General features: G+C 31.0%; 19 protein-coding genes. 10 read left to right on the top strand and 9 right to left on the bottom strand.

From position 1 onward, the window contains the following. The first annotated feature begins 164 nt into the window (after positions 1–164). The 7 genes from H0I28_RS09840 (at position 165) to H0I28_RS09810 (ending at position 8,096) form a co-directional block, all read left to right on the top strand. Complete coding sequence (locus H0I28_RS09840) at positions 165–1,640, top strand: hypothetical protein (RefSeq protein WP_218731293.1); 1,476 nt, start codon at positions 165–167, stop codon at positions 1,638–1,640. 126 nt (positions 1,641–1,766) lie between these two features. After that, positions 1,767–2,288, top strand: coding sequence for a hypothetical protein (locus tag H0I28_RS09835; RefSeq protein WP_218758992.1), 522 nt, complete (start codon positions 1,767–1,769; stop codon positions 2,286–2,288). Positions 2,289–2,301: 13 nt separating this feature from the next. Then, entirely contained in the window at positions 2,302–3,492 is a 1,191-nt protein-coding gene (locus tag H0I28_RS09830) for a CsgE family curli-type amyloid fiber assembly protein (protein ID WP_218758991.1), read from the top strand. A 6-nt stretch (positions 3,493–3,498) separates the two neighbouring features. After that, on the top strand, positions 3,499–3,897 hold the full coding sequence (locus tag H0I28_RS09825; protein WP_218731290.1) for a curli production assembly/transport component CsgF: 399 nt from the start codon (positions 3,499–3,501) through the stop codon (positions 3,895–3,897). 16 nt (positions 3,898–3,913) lie between these two features. Next, complete coding sequence (locus H0I28_RS09820; protein ID WP_218758990.1) at positions 3,914–5,266, top strand: CsgG/HfaB family protein; 1,353 nt, start codon at positions 3,914–3,916, stop codon at positions 5,264–5,266. Positions 5,267–5,284: 18 nt separating this feature from the next. Further along, positions 5,285–6,787, top strand: coding sequence for a carboxypeptidase regulatory-like domain-containing protein (locus H0I28_RS09815; RefSeq protein WP_218758989.1), 1,503 nt, complete (start codon positions 5,285–5,287; stop codon positions 6,785–6,787). 109 nt (positions 6,788–6,896) lie between these two features. Further along, on the top strand, positions 6,897–8,096 hold the full coding sequence (locus H0I28_RS09810) for an AIR synthase related protein (protein WP_218758988.1): 1,200 nt from the start codon (positions 6,897–6,899) through the stop codon (positions 8,094–8,096). A 104-nt stretch (positions 8,097–8,200) separates the two neighbouring features. Here H0I28_RS09810 and H0I28_RS09805 read toward each other — a convergent pair whose 3' ends face one another. From H0I28_RS09805 to H0I28_RS09785, 5 genes are all read right to left on the bottom strand, one after another. Beyond that, a complete protein-coding gene (locus H0I28_RS09805; RefSeq protein WP_218758987.1) occupies positions 8,201–9,169 on the bottom strand; it encodes an alpha/beta fold hydrolase in 969 nt (322 codons plus the stop codon). Positions 9,170–9,178: 9 nt separating this feature from the next. Next, positions 9,179–10,150: an alpha/beta fold hydrolase gene (locus H0I28_RS09800; protein ID WP_218758986.1), complete on the bottom strand. Its 972-nt coding sequence runs from the start codon at positions 10,148–10,150 to the stop codon at positions 9,179–9,181. 187 nt (positions 10,151–10,337) lie between these two features. After that, positions 10,338–11,084: an SDR family NAD(P)-dependent oxidoreductase gene (locus H0I28_RS09795; protein WP_218758985.1), complete on the bottom strand. Its 747-nt coding sequence runs from the start codon at positions 11,082–11,084 to the stop codon at positions 10,338–10,340. Positions 11,085–11,107: 23 nt separating this feature from the next. Beyond that, on the bottom strand, positions 11,108–11,551 hold the full coding sequence (locus tag H0I28_RS09790; RefSeq protein ID WP_218754322.1) for a cupin domain-containing protein: 444 nt from the start codon (positions 11,549–11,551) through the stop codon (positions 11,108–11,110). 54 nt (positions 11,552–11,605) lie between these two features. Continuing rightward, positions 11,606–12,169, bottom strand: coding sequence for a TetR/AcrR family transcriptional regulator (locus H0I28_RS09785; RefSeq protein ID WP_218758984.1), 564 nt, complete (start codon positions 12,167–12,169; stop codon positions 11,606–11,608). Between the two features lie 500 nt (positions 12,170–12,669). Between H0I28_RS09785 and H0I28_RS09780 the strand changes: the two genes are divergently transcribed. Further along, positions 12,670–15,213, top strand: coding sequence for an adenosylcobalamin-dependent ribonucleoside-diphosphate reductase (locus H0I28_RS09780; protein WP_218758983.1), 2,544 nt, complete (start codon positions 12,670–12,672; stop codon positions 15,211–15,213). A gap of 159 nt (positions 15,214–15,372) precedes the next feature. Here the strand turns inward: H0I28_RS09780 and H0I28_RS09775 are convergent, their stop codons facing one another. The 4 genes from H0I28_RS09775 to H0I28_RS09760 all read right to left on the bottom strand — a co-directional run bounded on the left by H0I28_RS09775 (position 15,373) and on the right by H0I28_RS09760 (position 20,095). Further along, on the bottom strand, positions 15,373–16,599 hold the full coding sequence (locus H0I28_RS09775; RefSeq protein ID WP_218758982.1) for a DUF1566 domain-containing protein: 1,227 nt from the start codon (positions 16,597–16,599) through the stop codon (positions 15,373–15,375). Positions 16,600–16,732: 133 nt separating this feature from the next. Further along, positions 16,733–17,413 (bottom strand): N-formylglutamate amidohydrolase, encoded by a 681-nt coding sequence (locus H0I28_RS09770; RefSeq protein ID WP_218758981.1) that lies wholly within the window; start codon positions 17,411–17,413, stop codon positions 16,733–16,735. 2 nt (positions 17,414–17,415) lie between these two features. Beyond that, positions 17,416–18,648, bottom strand: a complete 1,233-nt coding sequence (locus tag H0I28_RS09765) for a glutamate-cysteine ligase family protein (RefSeq protein ID WP_218758980.1) — start codon at positions 18,646–18,648, stop codon at positions 17,416–17,418. 1 nt (position 18,649) lies between these two features. After that, entirely contained in the window at positions 18,650–20,095 is a 1,446-nt protein-coding gene (locus H0I28_RS09760; protein ID WP_218758979.1) for a RimK family protein, read from the bottom strand. 651 nt (positions 20,096–20,746) lie between these two features. Here H0I28_RS09760 and H0I28_RS09755 point away from each other — a divergent pair. Then, on the top strand, positions 20,747–21,667 hold the full coding sequence (locus H0I28_RS09755) for a 1-aminocyclopropane-1-carboxylate deaminase/D-cysteine desulfhydrase (protein ID WP_218761694.1): 921 nt from the start codon (positions 20,747–20,749) through the stop codon (positions 21,665–21,667). Continuing rightward, positions 21,664–22,497 (top strand): glucosaminidase domain-containing protein, encoded by an 834-nt coding sequence (locus H0I28_RS09750; protein ID WP_218758978.1) that lies wholly within the window; start codon positions 21,664–21,666, stop codon positions 22,495–22,497. Before H0I28_RS09755 ends, H0I28_RS09750 begins: the two co-directional genes overlap by 4 nt. Positions 22,498–22,507 lie beyond the last annotated feature (10 nt).

Raw genomic sequence — 22,507 nt, 5'->3', positions numbered from 1 at the left:
TTAAGAGTTGACTGAAAATGAAAAGTTATCCTTAATAACTTAACATTTTATCCCTAATAATTTTAATTACCCCTAAAAATTTATTGTAGTATATCATATTCAATTTATATCGAATAGATTTTGATATGCTTAATTTTTAACTAACGTATTTTAAATTATTTATCATGAAAAAATTAGTAATAATGGCTATGTGTTTAGCTACAGGAGCATTCTATGCTCAATCTAATACAAGTTCTGTTAATCAAACAGGAAATACAAATAACTCTACAGTAACACAGATTGGACTGACAAACGACTCTAAAGTTGTGTCTTTAGGTGATTTTAATGGTTCTATTGTTAATCAAATTGGTGATTTAAATAGGTCTAATGTTATACAACATGGAGATTCAAATGCATCTGATGTAAATTCTCTTGGACGTGGAAACGGGTCTCAGGTAAATCAAGCAGGAGATGGAAATGATGCAGATGTTGATCAGAATGGAAATTGGAATACATCTAGAGTAAACCAAGGTTTGGTAAATAGTGGAGGTACTATTTCTCGTATAGGAAATAGAAATGAAGCTACAGTAAATCAAGATGGTACTGATAATGGTTCTGTTGTTAATCAAAGAAGTGCAACATCAGGTCAAGAGAGTAACGATAATGATGCTTTTGTAAACCAAGTTGGTGATGACAACGTAAGTGGTATCAGTCAAGATGGAGACTTCAATATGGCAGATACTAACCAGCAAGGTAACATGAATGATTCGTCTGTGAATCAAATAGGAGATTCTAATGATTCTGATGTAGATCAAATGGGTGATTCTAATATTGCTCGTACTTACCAGGGGGGAAATGGAAATAATAGTGATATAACTTCAGATGGAAATGGAAACTTTGCGGATACTGCACAACAAGGAACTTTAAATACTTCTGATGTAGATCAAGATGGAGATGGTAATTTTTCTGAAGTAGATCAGCAAGGGAATATTAATTACTCTTATGTAGGACAAATTGGAGATGATAACACATCTAATGTTTTTCAAATTGGAGATGGTAATTTTGCTCATGCTGAGCAAAATGGAATGAATAATTCTAGTGATGTAAACTCTACAGGTAATGGTAATCAAACTATTACTTTACAAGGTTATTTTGCTGGAGGAAACGATCATGTAAGTACGATTGATCAAGTAGGAGATAGCAACTATACTTTTGTTGGGCAAGATGGTACAGCTAACACCAGTGATGTGGACCAGACAGGAGACAATAACTATTCTTGGGGTGTTCAAATAGGTTTAACTAATATGACTACAGTTGACCAAATGGGTGATAGAAATAGTAGTACGGTTGATCAATTTGGTGATACTAATTCTTCTAGTGTTTACCAATGGGGAGATGATAATGTATCTAATGTAGATCAAGATGGAGACAATAATTCAAGTTTTGTGTGGCAATGGGGGAATTCAAATGACTCTAAAGTAACTCAAGATGGAATGGGTAATATGAGTGATGTACTTCAATTAGGAACAGGTAATATGAGTGATGTTTTACAGCAAGGAAACAGTAATTATAGCTTTGTTGGACAAGGAGGAAGTACTCATGTAAGTGATGTAGACCAAATTGGTAATGGTAATATATCTATTGTGTCACAAAATGACTAATATAAAACTGTTATAATTTGATATTATAAGGTATAAGAGCATAGCATAGCGTGTGCTCTTATACTTTTTAAAAACAAATTTACTTTGTAATTTAGGTATACTTGAAAATATAATAAAATATAAGTTATGAAAGCAATTTTTAAAATTTTAATAGTTTTTACAACGCTGTTTTTAGGCAATATAATTTTTGCTCAAACTTTTAAAGCTAAAGATGATACTTCACTTAGAATTTCTAGTTTTAACACACAAACTTCTCAAGAAAATTTTTTACTAAATCAACGTAATGTTGGAAGTGAAAACTTAACTACAGATAGTAATTCTGTTTATGTATTACAAGTAGGTGATAATAATAATTTAAGAAGTAATGTAAAAACATTAGAGAGTAATATCGTTATTGTGCAAAAAGGTGATCAAAACAACGCTTTTTTAGAATTAAATAGTGTTAAATTAACGGAAACGGTAGTACAAATAGGGAATAATAATACATTTTTAGATTATAACTTACTAAAATCAGACGTAAGGAATACAGAAATTAATCAAACAGGGGATAATCAAAACTTAACAATGCATGGATCTAATTCTTTATCAGAAAAAATGAAAGTATCAATGCAGGGTCAAAATCAAAGTATTATTATAAGAAATTTTTAAAAACAAAAATGTTATGTTTTTATTTAGAATAAAAATAATAATAGCAACAATTATTGTATTTCTTTTAACAATTATTGGAGCTTATTCTCAGACTTATAATACAGAGGTGGAAGCAAAGCTGTTAATTAAAGAAGAAAGTGGTAATCTAAAAGTAACTGGAATTGCACTTAATAAAACATCGATAACAAAAAAATTAAGTTATAAATTATCGGTATTTAAAACAGATTCTAATAAAAATAAATCTAATAATAAACAATCTGGTTTATTTACTGTAGGTCCAAATCAAGAAAAAGATTTATCCTCAACTTCATTAAACTTTAATAAATCAACAAAAGTTATTCTTCTTCTTTTAATCTATGATGCCAATCAAGATATTGTAGGAAAGGATAGGGTTGTATTAAATGATGATAACGAAAATAATATAGGGGTGATACAAGAGATTGCTAATAAGGTTAATAATACGGCAACAAAATTGTCTGCACCAATAATAAACGAAGATTTTGAAGCTAAAATTGGCACAGAGAATAAAAATGGAGTATTAATAATTAACGGTACCGTTTTTAATAAAACAGAAATAACAAGTAGTTTAAAATATAAGTTTACCATTTTTAATACAATCGAAAGTGAAAATAATATAGAAGAAGAAAAAGATACTCGGTTTATATTATCTGCAAATGAGAAAGTTATTTTATCGTCAATGATTATTAAAATAAATGAAAATGAAAAAAAAGTAGCTGTTCTTTCTATATATAATTTAGATGATATTTTAGTCGCAGAAGATAAAATAGTGTTTAATGAAGGTTTTGAAGATGAAGTTGATAGGCAGAAAGAATTAGATAAAAAGTTAAAGCAAGAGCAAGAAGGTTCAAAAGATCTCAGTGTAGAAGCTATAGATGGTGTAGAGTTAAGAGGTATTGTTGTAGAGGATACTAAAACAAAACCAGGTAGAGACTTCTATAAGTTATTTTCTTCATTATATACGAGAAACAATATTGATGGCAATGAGGTGGTAAAAATTAAAGAAGTTTTAGCTATTGGAAGAAATACCAAAATTGAAGTTATTGTAGGAGATGATGTGGTGTTTTCGTTTTTTGTAAGACCTAGTATAGATTATTTAACAAAAATAAATGATTATGCCATTATTAAAGTATATAGGCACTTTAAAAATTCAGAAAAAGAATCTAAAACAATTAAATACTACTAAAAAGATATGAAAAGAAATTTATTAATTATATTATTCTTAACCGGATATGTATGTGTAGGTCAGCAGCTTTCTTATAAGCCTATAAATCCTGCTTTTGGTGGTGAAACGTTTAATTATCAATGGTTATTAAATTCTGCAAACGCACAAAATTCTTTTAAAGACCCTAGTATTGCACTAGGAGGAGAAGAAGGTTCGTTAGCTGAGTTTTCAGAATCGTTAAATAGGCAAATACTAAGTCAGTTGTCTAGGTCTTTGTTTAATACGCAATTAGGGGAAGATTTAAAAGAAGGTAATTTCTCTTTTGGTAGCTTGGCTTTAGAAATTTATGACTCTGCAGAAGGTTTGGTTGTTAATATTTTAGACACAGACACGGGAGAGCAAACACAAATTATAGTACCTAACTAATATCTTAATCACTTATATGTTAAATTATAGATATACTATTATACTACTGTTATTCTTTACTAGTTGTGGCTCTTTTTATAATCAACCTTTTGAACAAGAACGAGCAAGATTAGGAGAAACGACAGTGCCAACTCAGAAGTTAAAAAAATTCCCTTTGCCACAGGAACCTATAGTAGCGGCCGTATATAATTTTAAAGACCAAACAGGTCAATACAAAGCTATAGAAAATGGTAGTACTTTTAGTACTGCAGTTTCACAAGGAGCTACCACAATGTTAAATAAGGCTTTAGAAGATTCTAATTGGTTTACAGTTGTAGAAAGAGAGAACCTTAGTAATCTTTTAAATGAAAGAAATATAATAAGGTCTACTAGAGCAGAGTTTACAAAGAATAATAAAGCGCAAACGAATACTCCTAATTTGCCTGCTCTTTTATTTGCTGGAGTACTGTTAGAAGGAGGTGTTATATCTTATGATACAAATATAATTACTGGTGGTGCGGGAGCTAGATATCTTGGTATTGGTGGTTCAACAGAATATAGGCAAGACAGAATTACTGTGTATTTAAGGGCGGTTTCTACATCTAATGGAAAGATCTTGAAAACAGTATATATATCTAAAACAATCTTATCTCAGGCATTAGCGCTAAATTTATTTAAGTATGTTAAGTTTCAAAGGTTATTAGAATCTGAGGTTGGCTTTACCAAAAACGAACCTGTTCAATTAGCTGTTAAGGAAGCTATAGATAAAGCGGTAGAAAATTTAATTATAGAAGGTATTATTGATGGGTTTTGGGCGCCTGCTGGTGGTGAAGAAGTAGTAGATTTTGTAAAGAAGAATTACAAGAAAGAGCAAGAGGAGGCAAAGTTAACAGAGTTGTTTAATAGAAAAAAAGAGCATAGGCGAGGTAAAATAGGTGTAGGACTTGTGGGGGGAGTATCTAAAATTGTTGGTGATTATTCTGATGCAGAGTTTGGTTTTGGGGCTGATATGTTACTCAAATTCATGTTAAATAAATCTAGGTTTGCATTTTCTATAGGACTAGGTTCTAGTAATCTTTCTAATAAAAACATATTTGAAAAAAGAATTTATGATTCTAATGTAAATTTTGAATACTATTTATTACCCTATGATAAAATTACTCCTTATGCATACATTGGTGTTGGTTCAATTTCAACTAAAAATTTAAGTGATAATTACTTTAAATATCAATATGGTATTGGTTTAGAGTATTTTGTTACAGATAAATTAGGGTTGATTTTAAGAGGTGAGCAAAATATTATATCAACAGACAACTTAGATCTTTTGGTTAGGGGAGAAAAAAACGATAAGATTTGGAATGTTAGGGCTGGAATTAATTTTTATTTTTAAAAAACAAAATATATTAGTATGAAAATTTTACGAAAAATATTAGTTCTTATAACTCTAGTTTTAATTTTTAGTTGTGGTGAAGAGACTACTTTTGGTGTTGTAGAGTTTGGCGAAATAACAGGAAGGGTTGTAAAAGCTAATAGTTTTGAGCCTATAGAGAATGCCAAAATTACTTTGTCTCCAACAAATAATACAACATTTACAGATGCTAACGGAGAGTTTTTTTATGAAGAAGTACCTGTAAATGAATATTCGATTGAAGCTTCAAAAGAAGATTTTTTAACTAGTTTTGAGCCCGTTTCTGTAGAGGTAGATGCTACAGTAAACATAGTCTTTGAAATGCAGGGAGAGTCTACACTTAATATTCCGCCAACAACTCCGGTGTTAATATTGCCAATTGATGGTGCAGTAGATATCGATAGTTCAGTAGAGTTGGTTTGGTCTTCTTTAAGTGTAGATGATGATGAATTAACGTATAGATTAGAGATTAAAAATGATTTTGATAATAATGTAATTCAAGTTCAAAATCTTAGTGATACAACTTATGTGGTTCCTAATTTAAAATTTGGAGGTAAGTATTTTTGGCAAGTAGCAGTAACAGATAATATAAATTCTGAAGTGCTAAGTGCTTCAAATTCATTTACAGTTAAGGGTGATCCAAAGAATAGGTATACTTACGTTAGGGTTGAAGGGGGGAATAATGTAATTTATTCATCAAGTTTAGATGAAGATTTTAATGAAATTAATACTATTAAATTAACAGAATCTAACTCAAATTCATGGAGACCTAGAAAAAATAATACTGTAAATTTAATAGCTTTTTTAAGATTGTATAACAATGAGGTTCATATTTTTACCATGAAACCAAATGGATCGGAGGTAAAAAGAGTAACTTCCGATATCGCTGTTAATGCTTTTGATTTGAATGAAGTGGATTTCTCTTGGTCAACAACGGGTGATCAACTTATTTATCCGAGTTTTGATAAGTTATATCTGATTAATAAAGATGGTAGTGGTCTTCAAATGATATATAAAACAACAAATGGACACTTAATTACCGAATGTGATTGGAGTAATGACGGTACTAAGATAGTGTTAAGAACAAATAATTCTGATGGTTATGATGGTGCTATTTATACTATTGATATGAGTGGGAATGTACTAAATACAGTTGTCTCTGCAAATGTTGGTGCTTTAGGTGGCTTAAATTTGTCTGTAGATGGTAACTTATTAATTTATACTAAAGATGTAAGTGATTTTCAATCATCAAATTATAGAAGATTGAATAATAAAGTTTTTAAGTATAATTTTTCTACAATGACCGAGACAAAAATGATTATTTCTAAACCGCCAGGAACAAATGATTTAGATCCAAGATTCTCACCTAATGAGGCTGAAATAATTTATGTAAATACATCTAACGATGGTATTTCGGAAAAGAAAATATTTACATCTCCAATTGATGGAGATAATCGTAGAGAAGAAATTTTTACAGAAGCAATTATGCCAGATTGGGAGTAATTAAAACTGAAATATTAATAAGAAAGAACCAAATGATCAAAAATCATTTGGTTTTTTTATGATGCCACATAAAAGAAAGTTAAATTTGCAGCAACAACAACACAACAACATGAGTCAAGAAGTTTCTAAAAGATACGCACAAAGAGGTGTTTCGGCATCAAAAGAAGATGTACACAATGCAATTAAGAATATAGACAAGGGCTTGTTTCCTAAAGCATTTTGTAAAATTGTTCCAGATTATTTAACAAACGATGATGATTATTGTCTAATAATGCATGCAGATGGAGCGGGTACAAAATCTTCTTTAGCCTACATGTATTGGAAAGAAACTGGCGATATTTCTGTATGGAAAGGCATTGCTCAAGATGCTTTAATCATGAATATTGATGATTTATTGTGTGTTGGAGCAACAGATAATATTATGTTGTCTTCTACAATCGGTAGAAATAAAAGTAAAATTCCTGGAGAAGTTTTATCTGCAATTATAAACGGAACAGAAGAATTAATCCAAGACTTAAAAGGTTTTGGGGTTACCATTCATTCTACCGGAGGAGAAACTGCAGATGTGGGCGATTTAGTTCGTACCATTATTGTAGATTCTACAGTAACTGCACGTATGAAACGTACCGATGTTGTTGATAACGCAAACATAAAAGCAGGTGATGTAATTGTTGGATTAGAATCTTTTGGACAAGCAAGTTACGAAACTGAATATAACGGAGGTATGGGGTCTAACGGATTAACATCAGCAAGACACGATGTTTTTCATAAATATTTAGCAGAAAAATACCCAGAAAGTTTTGATGCTGCTGTCCCTGAAGAGTTAGTGTATTCTGGTAATACAAAATTAACAGACAAAGTAGAAAATTCTCTTATCGATGCTGGTAAATTAGTATTGTCACCAACAAGAACGTATGCGCCAATTATTAAAAAAATATTATCTAATTTTTCTTCGGATACAGTACACGGAATGATTCATTGTTCTGGTGGAGCTCAAACCAAAATATTACACTTTGTGGATGAATTACATATTATAAAAGACAATATGTTTCCAGTTCCACCATTATTTAAGTTGATACAAGAGCAATCTAAAACAGATTGGAAAGAAATGTATCAAGTTTTTAACTGCGGACACAGAATGGAAATTTATGTTAATCCAGAAATTGCAGAAGATATTATTGCTATTTCTAAATCTTTTAATGTAGATGCAAAAATTATAGGTAGAGTAGAAGCTTTTCATCCTGATGCAGGTCAGGACCAAACTAAAAAATTAACCATTACAAGTGAGTACGGTGTATTTGAATATTAAAATACCAAGTTATTCTTAAAATATATTAAAATTAAAACTCCAACTGCTTTTAAAAGTAGTTGGAGTTTTTAGTTTTGTTTAGCGAATGTGTTTGTGGTATCTCGTTATTCTATTTCATTTTTAGATAAAAATTCTAAAATAAGTTTTGCTATCTCTCTCGTTTTTTCTTCAGCTGCAAAATGACCAGCATCCAATAAGTGTAACTCGGCATTGGGTAAGTCTTTTAAATAAGCCTTTGCTCCATTAGCATTAAATTTCAAATCCTTTTTTCCCCAAGTAATTAATGTTTTTGGTTGATTTTCTCTCAACATTTTTTGCCATTTAGGGTATCTAATCAAATTGGTGTTGTAATCTTTAAATAGCTGCACTTGGATTTCTCTGTCTTTTTTAGATTTTAGAAATGCTAAATCGTGTGTCCAAGCATCCGGACTTTGAATATTGATATTTGTAGCGTCTAAATCAAATACATATTGCTTGTTTATTATGGCATCTTCACTTGTTAAACTATATAAAAAATCATGCTTTTCCTGCGAGGTGTCTGTTTGTGCTGTTCTAAAAAAATCTTGTCGTTTAGGCGTTAAACCTTCCAAATAAGCATTGGCGTTCTGAACAATTAAAGCTTCTATTCGTTTTGGATTTTTCGTCATCATTCGATATCCAACAGGAGCACCAAAATCTTGCATGTACATCACATAGTTTTCAATTTGAAGTGTATCGATAAGCTTTTCTGTATAAGTTGCCAACAAATCAAACGTATATGTTGTAGTTTCAGGGTCTAAATGTGTGCTATAACCCGAGCCTAAATTATCTGGAGCAATAACATGGTAATGCATCGCCAACATAGGAATCAGGTTTCTATAACTATGTGATGAAGAAGGGTAACCATGTAGCAACACAATTGTCGGATTACTTTTATCTCCAGCTTCTCTATAAAATAGTTTTATACTATCAATTTCTGCATAATTATGCGTTGTAGCTGGTGGTAAAAAGAACTGCTTCTCATGTTCTTTTGATGTATTTTTACACCCAAATAAAGAGGCTATGATGACTAAAATTAACGTAAATTGTTTCATACGGTATTTCTATTTATTTAGGTTTCTCATGAAAACTCTAATGTTTTCAATAATGGCATCACCATCTTCTTCTAAAGCAAAATGACCGGTATCGTAAATGTTGTAATCTATGTTTTTTACGTCTTTTTTAAATGCTACGGCACCACTTTCAGGAAAAAAGGCATCATTTTTACCCCAAACTATTAATAGTGGTGGCTGATTATCTCTTAAATATTGTTGCCACTTTGGATATAGTTTTACATTATTCTGATAATCATAAAACAAATCTAAATTTACGGCATGTGCATTTGGTCTAGACAATCTTAAGAAATCTAAATTATAAGTATCAGGGTCTACAGTCTCAGAATCTCTAACACCGTGTGTGTATTGCCATTTTAAACCCTCTAAAGAAAAAGCAGGTAATAAAGCATCTTCGGTTTCTTTAGTTCTATTTTTCCAAAGTGCTCTTATTCCAGCCCAAGCTTCACCTAAACCTTTTTCATAAGCATTTCCGTTTTGATTTATAATTGCTGTAATTCTTTCGGGATGCGCTGTTGCTAATCTAAAACCAATAGGAGCACCATAATCTTGAATCATGATTGCATAAGAATCAATCTTTTTTTGCTCTAAAAATGAATCTACAACCACTGCAATATTATCAAACGTATATTGAAACGTTTCAGCATCTGGAAAATCACTGTTACCAAAACCAGGATAGTCAGGGGCAATTAAATGAAACTCGTTAGATAATTGCGCTAATACTTTTCTGTATTGATATGAAGATGCAGGAAAACCATGAAGTAAAACAATGGTTGGGTTATTTACATTTCCTGCTTCTCTATAGGCAATGTTAATTCCATTAACTTCTAATGTTTTATATTTTAAGGTTGATTTTTGATTTTCACCAATAGCTAATGAAGCATTATTCATTTCAGATGTTACCTCCTCTTTACAAGAGCTGAAGAGTAAAACGATACTTAAGGCTAGGACTAGGTTTTTCATAATTTAAATTTAAGTCTCAAATTAATTTTGAGAGAATTGAATAGAAGAGGTCATCTAAAAAGAAATGAATCTTGTCATGCTGAACTTGTTTCAGTGTCATAATTTGTTGATATTCAGGTTTGAAATAATCTGAAATAAATTAAGATTGACAAAAATTTACTTTTTAGATAACCTCTTTCTTATTTTTTTAGTTTCTACCAGCCATAACACCACCATCGGTATCCCAAATAGCACCTGTTACCCAGGCAGCTTTGTCTGATAATAAGAAAATGATACTATTAGCAATATCTTCCGATTCTCCAAAACGACCTATAGGATGAAAACCATTAAAGCCAACCAATGCTTCTTTAGCAGCTTCTTCACCTCCAAAAACACCATGATACACAGGCGTGTTTACTAGGGCTGGAGATACCGCATTTACACGAATATTATCCTCAGCTAATTCCATTGCTAAATGTTGAGTTAACGAATGTAAGCCAGCTTTTTGCATAGAATATGCAGAAGAAGGTGTTGCTTTTATAGCTTGTTTTGCCCACATAGACCCTACATTTACAATAGACCCTCCATTTGTAGCTTTCATTTTTTTAGCAGCGCTCTGTGTAATAAAAAAGAAGCCTCTGTTTAAATCTTGATAAGAATTATAATCTTCCATAGTATGATCTAAAAATGGTTTAGGACCAAAAATTCCTGAAGCATTTACTAAATAATCTAAGTTCTCTAAACCATCAATTTTAGCTATTAAAGCATCAACTTCAGTGGTGTTAGATATGTTTGCCGTGTGTTTAATTAAGTTGATTGCATCGGCAATTTTATCTGTATTTCTTCCTACAACATGTACTGTTGCACCACCTTCTAATAATGCATTTGTTGTTGCATTACCAATACCACTTGTTCCGCCAATTATTAAGGCTACTTTGTTTGCAAATTCTTTCATTTTATTTATTGTTTTATTATTAATTAATTCCAATTTGGTTTTTTCTCAATTAAGTATCCGTCGGAAACATTGCTTCCTTCGAATGAGTTTTCTTTGGCTTGAATTACGATAAAAGAGAAAGGTGCATCCGAATTATTTCTGATAGCCCTTTCTGTATCTGTTGCAACTCTTACAATCGTCCCTTCTTTTAGATCTACATAATTATCATTGAGAAGTAATTGACCTTTCCCTTTAACGGCGATATATATTTCTTCGTTCTCTTTGTGTTTATGAAGGAGTGGAATTGCAGTGTGTGGTTCCATTGTATTAAATGATATTTCTGAGCTGGTTAATCCTAGCTCATCTTTTACAAACTTTTTACCATCTAATTTAAAATCTGGACTTGGTTGAAATACATTTTCAGTCAGATTTGAGAATTCACCTAATTCTAGCTTTGAATACTCTCTTGATATTTTGTTTTCTTTCATTATGAATTGTGGTAAAAAGACAGACAAGTCTGTCTTTTGTGGGTTAAAAATTTTTTAAGTTATTATTTTTTCACATAAATTTTTAGCCTCTATAATAGGCCAATCCTTTTGATGTAAGTGGCTTTCTCCTACCGCACTTTCGTAAAGTAAGTAAATTTGTCTTGCTAGTGAACTTACTTGTTCACTTTTAACTTGCTCTAAATTGTTAATAATTAGTTTTGTTATAAGTGCAATAAACTCGTTTTTTTGAGATTGAATTTCATTCCTAATAATCTCATTATCTTTTGGTATTTCTGAAACCGTTTTAATACACCAACATCCATTAAAATCTTTATCTTGATAAAATAATCGAAGGAAATCGAATATCGCTAAGATTTGATCTGTTCCTTTTGGTTTTGATGTGGTGAACTTTTCAAAATCTTCAATAAAATTAATATTCTTAAATTGAAGATAGGCCAAACAAATCTCTTCTTTAGATTTAAAATGATTGTAAAGCGTGGCCTTAGCAATACCAGTTTCTGCAATAATTTGGTTTATACCTGTAGAATTATACCCATTCTTATAAAATAAAAATGAGGCTGTTTCAGTAATTCTATTTTTTACTTCACTATGTTTCATACTGCAAATATATAATAAAATACTTAAAACAGACAAGTCTGTCTATTTTTTTATTGAATAACTTAATTGATTACTACTATTTATAAATAAATAGATTGCTTTTGAAGTTAGGTTTAAGTATTCTAAAAGATAATACTTGTTTAGAATCATTATAAAAACATAGAACTTTATAGTTTTCCGTAGTTTAAAATATTGCTTACTGAAAAGTCGAAAAAGGGTGTTATTTAAGTCTTTTTTTATGATTAAAAGTCCTTTATTTTTTATACAAATGGTCTAAATAAATTTTAAAATGCTGATTTTTAGTGATGTCATTTTACGCAATAATAATTTAGTAAAAATAAATTTATTTGTTAACTTTTTTGTATTGATAAGTTTTATTTAGTTGGTTTTTAGTTGTTTAATTTTATTTCTTGTAAACTTTATGATAATTGTCACCTTTTAGGTTGTACATTTGTGGGATATTTATCCGACAAAAAATAATCTAATTGCTGTATAATACAATGAAATCTTCTACAATACTTACTCCAACAAAAACATATTCTAGAGAGGAAGCTTTAAAAGCTGCTCTTAACTATTTTAAAGGCGATGAATTAGCTGCAAGTGTGTGGTTAAATAAATATGCTTTAAAAGATTCTGCTGATAACATTTACGAAAGCACACCTGATGAAATGCATCAAAGAATTGCTTCGGAAATTGCTAGAGTAGAGCAAAAATATACCAATCCATTAACGGAGTCAGAAATTTTTGATGCTATCAAGAATTTTAAATATATAGTACCTCAAGGAAGTCCGATGGCAGGAATTGGAAATCCTTTTCAAATTGCATCTTTGTCTAACTGTTTTGTAATTGGTAACAATGGCGAATCAGATTCCTACGGAGGAATCATGAAGATAGACCAAGAACAAGTACAGTTAATGAAACGTAGAGGTGGTGTTGGACATGATTTGTCTCATATTCGTCCTAAAGGATCTCCAGTAAAAAACTCTGCATTAACATCAACAGGAATTGTCCCTTTTATGGAGCGTTATTCAAATTCTACTAGAGAGGTTGCGCAAGATGGTAGAAGAGGAGCGTTAATGTTGTCTGTTTCTATCAATCATCCAGATGCAGAAGATTTTATTGATGCAAAACTAGAGCAAGGCAAAGTTACTGGAGCAAACGTTTCAGTAAGAATTGACGATGTGTTTATGAAAGCCGTAAAAGGTGATGGAGCGTACTTGCAAAAATATCCCACGTTTAGTAAAAATCCTTTGTATACCAAAGAAATTGAAGCTACTAAAATTTGGAAGAAAATTGTACACAATGCATGGAAATCTGCAGAACCAGGAATTTTATTCTGGGATACGATTATCAATGAATCTGTGCCAGATTGTTATGCAGATTTAGGGTATAAAACGGTTTCTACAAATCCTTGTGGTGAGATTCCTTTATGTCCGTATGATTCTTGTCGTTTATTAGCGATGAACTTGTTTTCTTATGTAGAAAACCCGTTTACAAAAAAAGCTGAATTCAATTTTGAATTGTTCAAAAAACATATTGTCATTGCGCAAAGAATGATGGATGACATCATTGATTTAGAATTAGAAAAAATTGATGGAATTTTAGCAAAGATTGATGCAGATCCAGAAGAGGAAGTTGTAAAAGCAACTGAAAGAAATCTGTGGATGAATATCAAGCATAAAGCAGAGGAAGGTAGAAGAACAGGGATAGGGATTACTGCTGAAGGAGATATGTTGGCTGCTTTAAATATTCGTTATGGAAGTGAAGAAGGAAATACTTTTTCTACTGATGTGCACAAAGTATTAGGAGTTGAAACGTACAGGGCTTCTGTAAAATTAGCAAAAGAAAGAGGTGCGTTTGCTATTTTTGATGCAGACAGAGAAAAAGAGAATCCTTTTATTTTAAGATTAAAAGAAGCAGATAGTAAACTGTATTATGAAATGTTAGAACATGGTCGTAGAAATATAGCCTTGTTAACGATTGCTCCAACAGGAACTACTAGTTTAATGACACAAACATCGTCTGGAATAGAGCCTGTTTTTATGCCTGTTTACAAGCGTAGAAAGAAAGTAAATCCGAATGATAAAGGGATTAGAGTAGATTTTGTGGATGAGGTTGGCGATTCTTGGGAAGAATATGTTGTTTTTCATCATCGTTTTAAACAATGGATGGAAGTAAATAATATTGATTCTTCTAAGAATTTTACGCAAGAAGAAATTGATGAATTGGTTAAAAAATCTCCATATTACAAAGCAACTTCTAATGATATTGATTGGAATAGCAAAGTAGAAATGCAAGGAGCTATCCAAAAATGGGTAGATCATTCTATTAGTGTTACTGTTAATTTACCAAATGATGCAACAGAGGAATTGGTTGGTGAATTGTATTTAAAAGCGTGGGAAGTTGGTTGTAAAGGGGTAACCGTTTATAGAGATGGTTCTCGTTCTGGTGTTTTAATTTCGGCAGATGATAAGAAAGAAGTTACAACTACAAATTTTTCTAAGAAACGTCCTCAAATTTTAGAAGCAGATGTGGTTCGTTTTCAAAATCAGAAAGAAAAATGGATTGCTTTTGTAGGTTTAGTTGATAACAGACCTTATGAAATTTTTACAGGATTAACAGATGATGAAGACGGAATTTTAATTCCGCGTTGGGTAGACAAAGGCTTGATCATTAAAAATAAAAACGAAGAAGGACTTACTAGATACGATTTTCAATATCAAAATAAAAGAGGTTATAAAACAACGATAGAAGGGTTGTCTCATAAGTTTAATCCAGAATTTTGGAACTATGCAAAACTAATTTCGGGAACTATTCGTCACGGTATGCCAATTGATAAAATTGTAGAATTGATACAAAGTTTACAGTTCGATTCCGAATCTATCAGTACTTGGAAAAACGGAGTTCAACGTGCTTTAAAACGTTATGTAGAAGATGGTACGGAAGTAAAAGGACATACTTGTGATAATTGTGACTCTACAAATTTAATTTATCAAGAAGGGTGTTTAACCTGTAAAGATTGTGGCTCTTCTAAATGTGGATAGAAATTTAGAGCTATTCAAAAAAAACTCCAAATACATTTAATGCATTTGGAGTTTTTTTTGATTGAAATTTTAGTTTTTATGATTTCTATGCCTCATTTTAACGTTTGTCATTAAAGAGGTATCAAAATTTAAAGTGAGTTCTTTAGATTTTATAATCACTTAATTGTCTATATTTCTTACACTTCTTACATAATTATAAACATATCTTACATCTCCTTGTGGACCAAAATAATCGGGATAATTGTCTGCATTACCACTCTTAGGATCGCTTCTTTGGCATCCTGCGCCATGTACATCCATTAAAACACCTTCCATTTTTCCTTGTCCTTCTCCAAAAGCAATATATACAGCGCCAGAATATGGAGTAACACCGTCTAAGTGCGTAGTTCCTGTCCAAAAATATGGATATTGACCGCTATTATTATTGGGGTCATTAATTGCTGTTGTTTCAAATATAGGGTCTATTGCTGGTGAGTTAGTAGTTTGCGGAGATCTAGAGTAATCTACAATACTTTGTAATTCTTTAGCATTAGGCAATCTCCAATCAGAATAATTGGCCAATTCTAAATTCTCAGAATAGCTTAAAGATGTTTTCCAATCCATTCCAATACCATTGTCAGATTTTTGCCACATTAAGCCGGTAGCGGTATCGCTTATGGTACCATCTCCATTGTCAATAAAATTATTTTTACCATAGTCCATGTTTCCTCTTACCATTCTAAAATACATAGTATTTGGGGTTTCGGTACCTGCTTTATATTTAGGATATCCTTTAATACGGCCATCTACAAAATTAACCCCAAATACAGTTTCATCTCCATTCATAGTGAGACCCACATAGGTTGTAGAAGACCATGTTTGAGCATCAATTTCTCGTTCTCCGATGTTTATATTTCCAAGTGGTTGGTTAAAATAATTGGTGTTTATAAAGAATGCAACGGCTTTTTGACCTTCTACTTGACCTGTAAATAAAATTAAGGAATACAGTTCTTTTAAAGTAGGAACTCTCCAATCATTATATTCACCTAATGTAGCTTGTTCAGCTTTCGTAAAAGCAGTTTCGTAGCTAATTTTTTCTCCCATATCTTTTTCCCACATTAAACCTGTTACATTGTCTGTAATAGTACCGTCTCCGTTATTTGTGTAAGAGGGTTGGTTTCCTGTATAGTTAGCATCTTGTCCGTAGAAATCTTCGTGTATGCTTACGGATGAAATGGTGTTTACATCTGTGTAAAATGTGGTTTCTTCAGTGTCAACGATAGGGTAAGGATAAGCTAAATTAGGAGTTGTTTCTGCTGTGTCCGTTGTGTCTGTTAAATTGTCATTGTTGTTGCTACATGCCATTATAGTTAGTAAACAAAAAATAAGGAGTCTGTTTTTTTTCATGATGCCGAATAAATTTTACTTTTTAATATGACTCTTTTTATTTGGCAACGTTTAATTAGAAAGTAAGAAAAATAACAAATAAATTTAAGTTTTATTTGTACGTTTTTTTATAGTGTTGTCTCTCGGTATTTTTTTATTTTAATATGTTAGAAATCGCTTTCTGTAAATCTTCTTTAAGTTGATAATTCATAATGTTGTTTTTAGAAAATTTTTGATTGAGTTCAATCTCAATTCCGATATAGTTTTCTTTAAAACGCTTTCTTAAATGCGTTGTAAATCCATCTGCTTTTCCTAAATAAGGATAGTTAAAGCGCACATTCCATTTTGGGTTTATGTTATGCAAGCTAGCTTTAAGTTGTATGGCAATATTTTTTTCATGTAAATTTGAAGAATCATATAACAAGCCAATATCACAATTCCGAACATCGTTATTTAATATAGGGGTAAATGAATGAATAGAAAGATGTATAACCTTATTTTTCTTTGTAATAAGTGCTTTAATTTGATTTTCTACACGATTTCTATACACCTCATAATAGCTTTTTATGAGGTGTTCTTTTTCTATAAAAGATAGTTTCTTCGTGAATTCTGAAAACAAGTTTTTATGCCAAAGCGATCTGTTTAACTCGATGAACAATCTACTTGTTGTGCTGTAATTGGTGTAAATTGCTAAGTGCTTTAGCGCGTTAAAAACATCTAAAGCACCTAAATCATAGCCTCTATGGGTATTTAAAATTTCTTTATCACTAAAAAGAGTATGGAACTTTTCTGGAATTTCATTTCCGCCATGTTCACAAGTAATTACCAGTTTCATTTCTATTTATTTGGGATAAATAGCGTGTTGGTTTCTAAGCAATTTGCTAATTGTGTGTAAATGTTTATAATGTTTTTATCCGAAGTATCAGCAGCAAGTGCATTTTCTATTCTTGTTGCCAATGTTCCGTGTTTAAAGATAATTTGCAATGCTTCTTTATAGTTTTCAGAAATATTTTCTTTTACCAATTCAAAAAGATGTTTCCAAACTTCTTTAACGGTGTAATCATCAGAAAGATTAAAAAGAGCTAAGTATTCTTTATTGCTGATTTTACAATTTTCCCCTACCTTAATAATTGGGTTTAAAATATTGAATAAATCTTGCTCGTTCCTGCTTTTTTGAATTTCTAAACTCGCTAATTTTCCGTTGACCAATTGTTTTAAAACTTCAATAATGAACACGCAAATAGCAATATCTGCCTTTGGGCATTCTTGTATGTCTACCAATCTAATTTCAATTGCATTTCTATCAAAACGAGCAATGGCTCCTCTAGAATTTAGAAAATGATGATCTAAAATATTGTTGGTGTCGTGTTTTTTTATTTTTGTCTTAATAGGATCAAAAATAGCTTTATGATAATCCGATTTAGAAAAAACTTGCTCAGGAATAACCTTACCAGTCATTTCCGGAATCTCTTTTTGGTTGGTTTTGTAGTACTCTAATCGGGTGTCTTTAAAACCTGTAAGTTTGCCTTCTAAAATAGGAGAACTAGCACATAAGCCCGGAATTAAAGGTAAAATAACACGAATTGCAGCATGTAGTTTTTCAAACTCAACATCATCATAAAAAGGTAAATTAATATGCGTACTTTGTACATTAGACCAACCGTGACCTTTACAGTTGAAAATTCGGTTATATAACTCGTACACTTCACTATAACTATGTTTCCATAGTTGTGTGTCTTGCAAAGGATTCATTAAAGGATGGCAAGCCGTTGGTAATAATTTTGTGTTCAACGGTTTTAAAATAGCATTAATTTCTAGAAGGTTTTTATGAAATTCTTCCGATAAGTTGGTAAGATCTGCTGTTGGTCCGTTTGTTTTTATTTCCACAACATGTGCAACCAATTCGTTGCTCCAGGCAATGGTTCCATTATCAATATCAGAAGTAAGTGCTCCATTTTTTTTTGTCAATAAAACATCTACAATTGGTGCAACTTTAAAAGAGGTGTTATTAATTAGCATGTATTCTAATTCGATACCAAAAACCTCAAACAATTTATATTTTGTTCCCATTTTATTCTAAACGTTTTTTTAATGCTGATAAAATTTCTGTGTACACTACATCACCATAAAAGGCATCTTCTACACCAAAATCTACATTTGGATTGTCGTTAATTTCAATCACCATCGGTTTGTTGTTTACAACTTTAATGTCTATTCCGTACAAACCTTTTCCCATAATTCTTGCCGATTTTAAAGCCATATCTAAAACTTTTTTAGGCACTTTTTCTATCGGTAAACAATCTGCATCACCATCTTGCTCTTTCTTCTTTTTTGCATTCCAATTGTATATTTGCCAATGTCCTTTTGCCATGTAATATTTACAAGCAAAGAAGGGTTTATCATCAATAATACCAATTCTCCAATCATAATCAGAAGGGCAAAACTCTTGTGCAATAATGAGGTCAGATTCTTTAAGCATTTCATTGACTAAATCAGCATACTCAATTTCCGTTTTTGCTTTTTTTACACCAAATGAAAAAGTAGAATCTGGTGCTTTAAGAACACATGGTAAACCTACTTTATCAATAACAGTGTCCATATTATCTTTATGTACAATAATTGTTTTTGGGGTTGCTATGTTGGCATTGTTTAAAGCTTCTGCCATAAAAACCTTATTGCAGCACTTTAAAATAGCATCCGGATAATCGATGATAGCAATTCCTTCTTGTTGGGCTTTGCGTGCAAATGCGTAGGCTTCGTTATTTACTTCTGTACTTTGACGAATAAATAATGCATCAAAAGAAGACAATCTACTGAGGTCTTTTGGTTCAATAATTTCTGCATAGATGTTCATTTTTTCAGCAATATCCACAAACTTTTTTAAGGCTTTGGCATTGCTTGGTGGAGCAGGATCATTTGGATCTACTAAGATGGCTAAATCAAAATCTGACGTAGCTAACTTAGGTGTGTCATATCGTTTTTTAGAAAAATATTGATTTGCAAATTCATAGACACATTCTAGGTGTTCGTTTGGTATTTCAGATTCAGAAATAGCTTCGATACTTTGGATGTTCCATTTGTTATTAAAACTAAAATGAACACGTAAAAAAGGTACTTGAAAGTGTTTGTAAAACAAGCTACTGAGACCTTTGTATTTTTGTGCAACATTTTGACCAAAATAAATACTTAAAGTAAAAGACCTTGATTTGATGTTTTTTAAACTTTGCTGAATCTCATCATCAAACTCTTCTGAAACTATTTTTACGAGTTTCAATGTTTTTAAATCTACAATGTTTTTTACAGTAGGTATGGCTAAATGACCTCTCGCTTCTGCTAATAGAGAAACATAGTATCCTTTAGATTGGTAGCTGTAGTTTTTACAAAGGTTAAATATTCTAGCTTTTTTTATAGTAGAATATTTTGGGTTGGTAAGATATTCTTGTGAGGAAATTACGGTAATATTATCAATCGAAAAAAGCCATTTTTCAGGTTGATTGGCAACAATGTATTTGTTCATTTAAGAAGCATAATCGCGATATATATTTTAAGTAAAATTATACTTTTTTTTGATTGAAAATACATGAGTTAAAAAATAAATACAATTATTTTGCAATTAATTTTTTATTGTTAACTATCATGATAACAGATGTTAATTAGTTTCTTAATCGTTTGTTTTAATGTTTTCTTGTGGTTTCTGTTGATGAAAATCTTCTTTTCTTTTAGTTTTATTATTGCTAAAAAACAATCAACTATTTTGATTTATTTTTTAATGAGTGATAATTAGTTATTTCTAAGTATAAACAAGCTTACTTTACCTTGTAGGAAAAGCAATGATTTATTCCTTTTGTGTAGTAATATTTGACGGTTTTATATGAGATTCTTAAAAAATTAAGAGCTTATTTCTGTTTTTATAAGCTATTTTTAAAATCTAAATAGAATTGTTTCTTTCTTTAGCCACTATTTGTAAGCTTTTTTAATGGCAGGTTTTTAGGTAAGGGGTTAATTTAAAGGTGTTTTGGGTATGTTTCTTCTAAAAAGTATGTTAAGTTGCAGTTTTAACTTTAAAAAGTGAAGATTATGTAGGTATCAAAATAATATCTGTTATTTTTGCGGTAACAAATTCTTAACATTGAGTAATACAAACCAAACCTTTTTCGAGAGTGAATTTATCGCTCAAAACCAACAAGTTTTTCTTCCTATTTTAGAAGAAAAAAATATAGAACTTTTTATAAAAAGAGAAGATTTAATTCACCCTTTTGTTTCGGGGAATAAATTTAGAAAATTAAAATACAATTTAGAAGAAGCTAAAAAACTTAAAAAAAAGGCGGTACTTACATTTGGTGGTGCGTATTCAAATCATATTGTTGCAACTGCTGTTGCTGGTAATATGGAAGGCTTAAAAACCTTTGGTATTATTAGAGGTGAGGAATTGGGAAAGAACTTAGAACAAACTTTAGAGGAAAACCCAACATTAAAGGTTGCGCATGAGCATGGTATGAAATTTCATTTTGTATCCAGAGAATTATATAGACAAAAAACGTCTTTTGGTTTTATAGAGAAAATGAAAAATAAATGGGGCGATTTTTATTTAATTCCAGAAGGAGGAACAAATTTTTTAGCAGTGAATGGCTGTGAGGAAATTTTAACAAAAGAAGATGCTCAGTTTAATTACGTATGTGCTGCAGTTGGTACTGGAGGTACGTTAGCTGGTTTGATAAAAACGTTAAAAAGAAAACAAAAGGTATTAGGTTTCCCTGCGTTGAAAGGAAACTTTTTATCCGAAGAAATAAAAAAATATACCATTAAAAATGATAATTGGAAATTACAAAAAGGATATCATTTTGGAGGTTATGCCAAGCATAGTGAAGAATTAATTACGTTTATTAATGATTTTACAGATAAAACAGGCGTTCTATTAGACCCTATTTATACGGGGAAAATGGTGTTTGGTATTGTCGATTTAATTAAAAAAGATTTTTTTGCTGAAGGAACTAAGATTTTGGCAATTCATACAGGAGGAATTCAGGGAATTGCTGGATTTAACCAGATGTTAGAAAAGAAAAATGAGCCAATAATTAAAAGTATATGAAGTTAAGAGTTGTATTATTTTGTGTTAGTTTATTAATTTTATCAAGTTGTGGGTCTAGCAAAAAAGCTAGTAGAACTAAAAGGGATGCTGGTGTTGTTTTAAATGAACCGAAGCCTGTAAAAATACCTACATCAAGTGAAGTAGAACGAACTAAAGATTTAATAACTAAAAACTCAAATTTAAATAAACAAACTTTAGATTATATTAGAAAATATGCAGCAGTTTCTGTTAAAGAAATGCATTTGCATAGAATTCCTGCTAGTATTACGTTAGCCCAAGGTATTTTAGAATCGGGTAGAGGAAGGAGCGAATTGGCTTTAAAATCTAACAATCACTTTGGTATAAAATGTCATAGTGAATGGCAAGGACAACGCGTTTATCATGACGATGATCATAAAGGAGAATGCTTTAGAAAATACCAATATGTAGAATCTTCTTATGATGATCATTCTGCATTTTTAACACAAAGAAGAAGGTATGCTTTTTTGTTTGATTATGATAGTGATGATTATAAAGGTTGGGCTAAAGGGTTAAGAAGAGCAGGGTATGCCACGGATAAAAAATATCCAAATAAACTTATCAAAATTATTGAAGACTATAGGTTACATGAATTTGATAAAATAAAAAATAGAGGTGGCAATAAAAATATAGATGTTGTGACGGATGATGCTAGAACCAAGAAAACTATTGGTAAGTATTATGAGGTTAAAAAAGGAGATACATTGTACTCTATTGCTAGAAAATTTAATACAACTGTTGGGACAATTAAAGAAATTAACGGATTAAAAGATAATACAATATCTATTGGGCAGCACTTGCTTACTAGATAAAAACAAGTTT

Origin of the sequence: Polaribacter sp. AHE13PA (assembly GCF_019278505.1) — a bacterium.
Classification (GTDB): domain Bacteria; phylum Bacteroidota; class Bacteroidia; order Flavobacteriales; family Flavobacteriaceae; genus Polaribacter.
The sequence above is the reverse complement of the archived record's forward strand: the minus strand, read 5'-3'. Positions and strand labels throughout refer to the sequence as shown.

Bases quoted from the DNA above. Each gene is read 5' to 3' on its own strand.
- H0I28_RS09840 (WP_218731293.1), top strand. From the start codon at position 165: ATGAAAAAATTAGTAATAATGGCTATGTGTTTAGCTACAGGAGCATTC.
- H0I28_RS09815 (WP_218758989.1), top strand. From the start codon at position 5,285: ATGAAAATTTTACGAAAAATATTAGTTCTTATAACTCTAGTTTTAATT.
- H0I28_RS09760 (WP_218758979.1), bottom strand. From the start codon at position 20,095: ATGAACAAATACATTGTTGCCAATCAACCTGAAAAATGGCTTTTTTCG.
- H0I28_RS09805 (WP_218758987.1), bottom strand. From the start codon at position 9,169: ATGAAACAATTTACGTTAATTTTAGTCATCATAGCCTCTTTATTTGGG.
- H0I28_RS09800 (WP_218758986.1), bottom strand. From the start codon at position 10,150: ATGAAAAACCTAGTCCTAGCCTTAAGTATCGTTTTACTCTTCAGCTCT.
- H0I28_RS09820 (WP_218758990.1), top strand. From the start codon at position 3,914: ATGTTAAATTATAGATATACTATTATACTACTGTTATTCTTTACTAGT.
- H0I28_RS09830 (WP_218758991.1), top strand. From the start codon at position 2,302: ATGTTTTTATTTAGAATAAAAATAATAATAGCAACAATTATTGTATTT.
- H0I28_RS09785 (WP_218758984.1), bottom strand. From the start codon at position 12,169: ATGAAACATAGTGAAGTAAAAAATAGAATTACTGAAACAGCCTCATTT.
- H0I28_RS09825 (WP_218731290.1), top strand. From the start codon at position 3,499: ATGAAAAGAAATTTATTAATTATATTATTCTTAACCGGATATGTATGT.
- H0I28_RS09765 (WP_218758980.1), bottom strand. From the start codon at position 18,648: ATGGGAACAAAATATAAATTGTTTGAGGTTTTTGGTATCGAATTAGAA.
- H0I28_RS09790 (WP_218754322.1), bottom strand. From the start codon at position 11,551: ATGAAAGAAAACAAAATATCAAGAGAGTATTCAAAGCTAGAATTAGGT.
- H0I28_RS09810 (WP_218758988.1), top strand. From the start codon at position 6,897: ATGAGTCAAGAAGTTTCTAAAAGATACGCACAAAGAGGTGTTTCGGCA.
- H0I28_RS09750 (WP_218758978.1), top strand. From the start codon at position 21,664: ATGAAGTTAAGAGTTGTATTATTTTGTGTTAGTTTATTAATTTTATCA.
- H0I28_RS09835 (WP_218758992.1), top strand. From the start codon at position 1,767: ATGAAAGCAATTTTTAAAATTTTAATAGTTTTTACAACGCTGTTTTTA.
- H0I28_RS09780 (WP_218758983.1), top strand. From the start codon at position 12,670: ATGAAATCTTCTACAATACTTACTCCAACAAAAACATATTCTAGAGAG.
- H0I28_RS09770 (WP_218758981.1), bottom strand. From the start codon at position 17,413: ATGAAACTGGTAATTACTTGTGAACATGGCGGAAATGAAATTCCAGAA.
- H0I28_RS09795 (WP_218758985.1), bottom strand. From the start codon at position 11,084: ATGAAAGAATTTGCAAACAAAGTAGCCTTAATAATTGGCGGAACAAGT.
- H0I28_RS09775 (WP_218758982.1), bottom strand. From the start codon at position 16,599: ATGAAAAAAAACAGACTCCTTATTTTTTGTTTACTAACTATAATGGCA.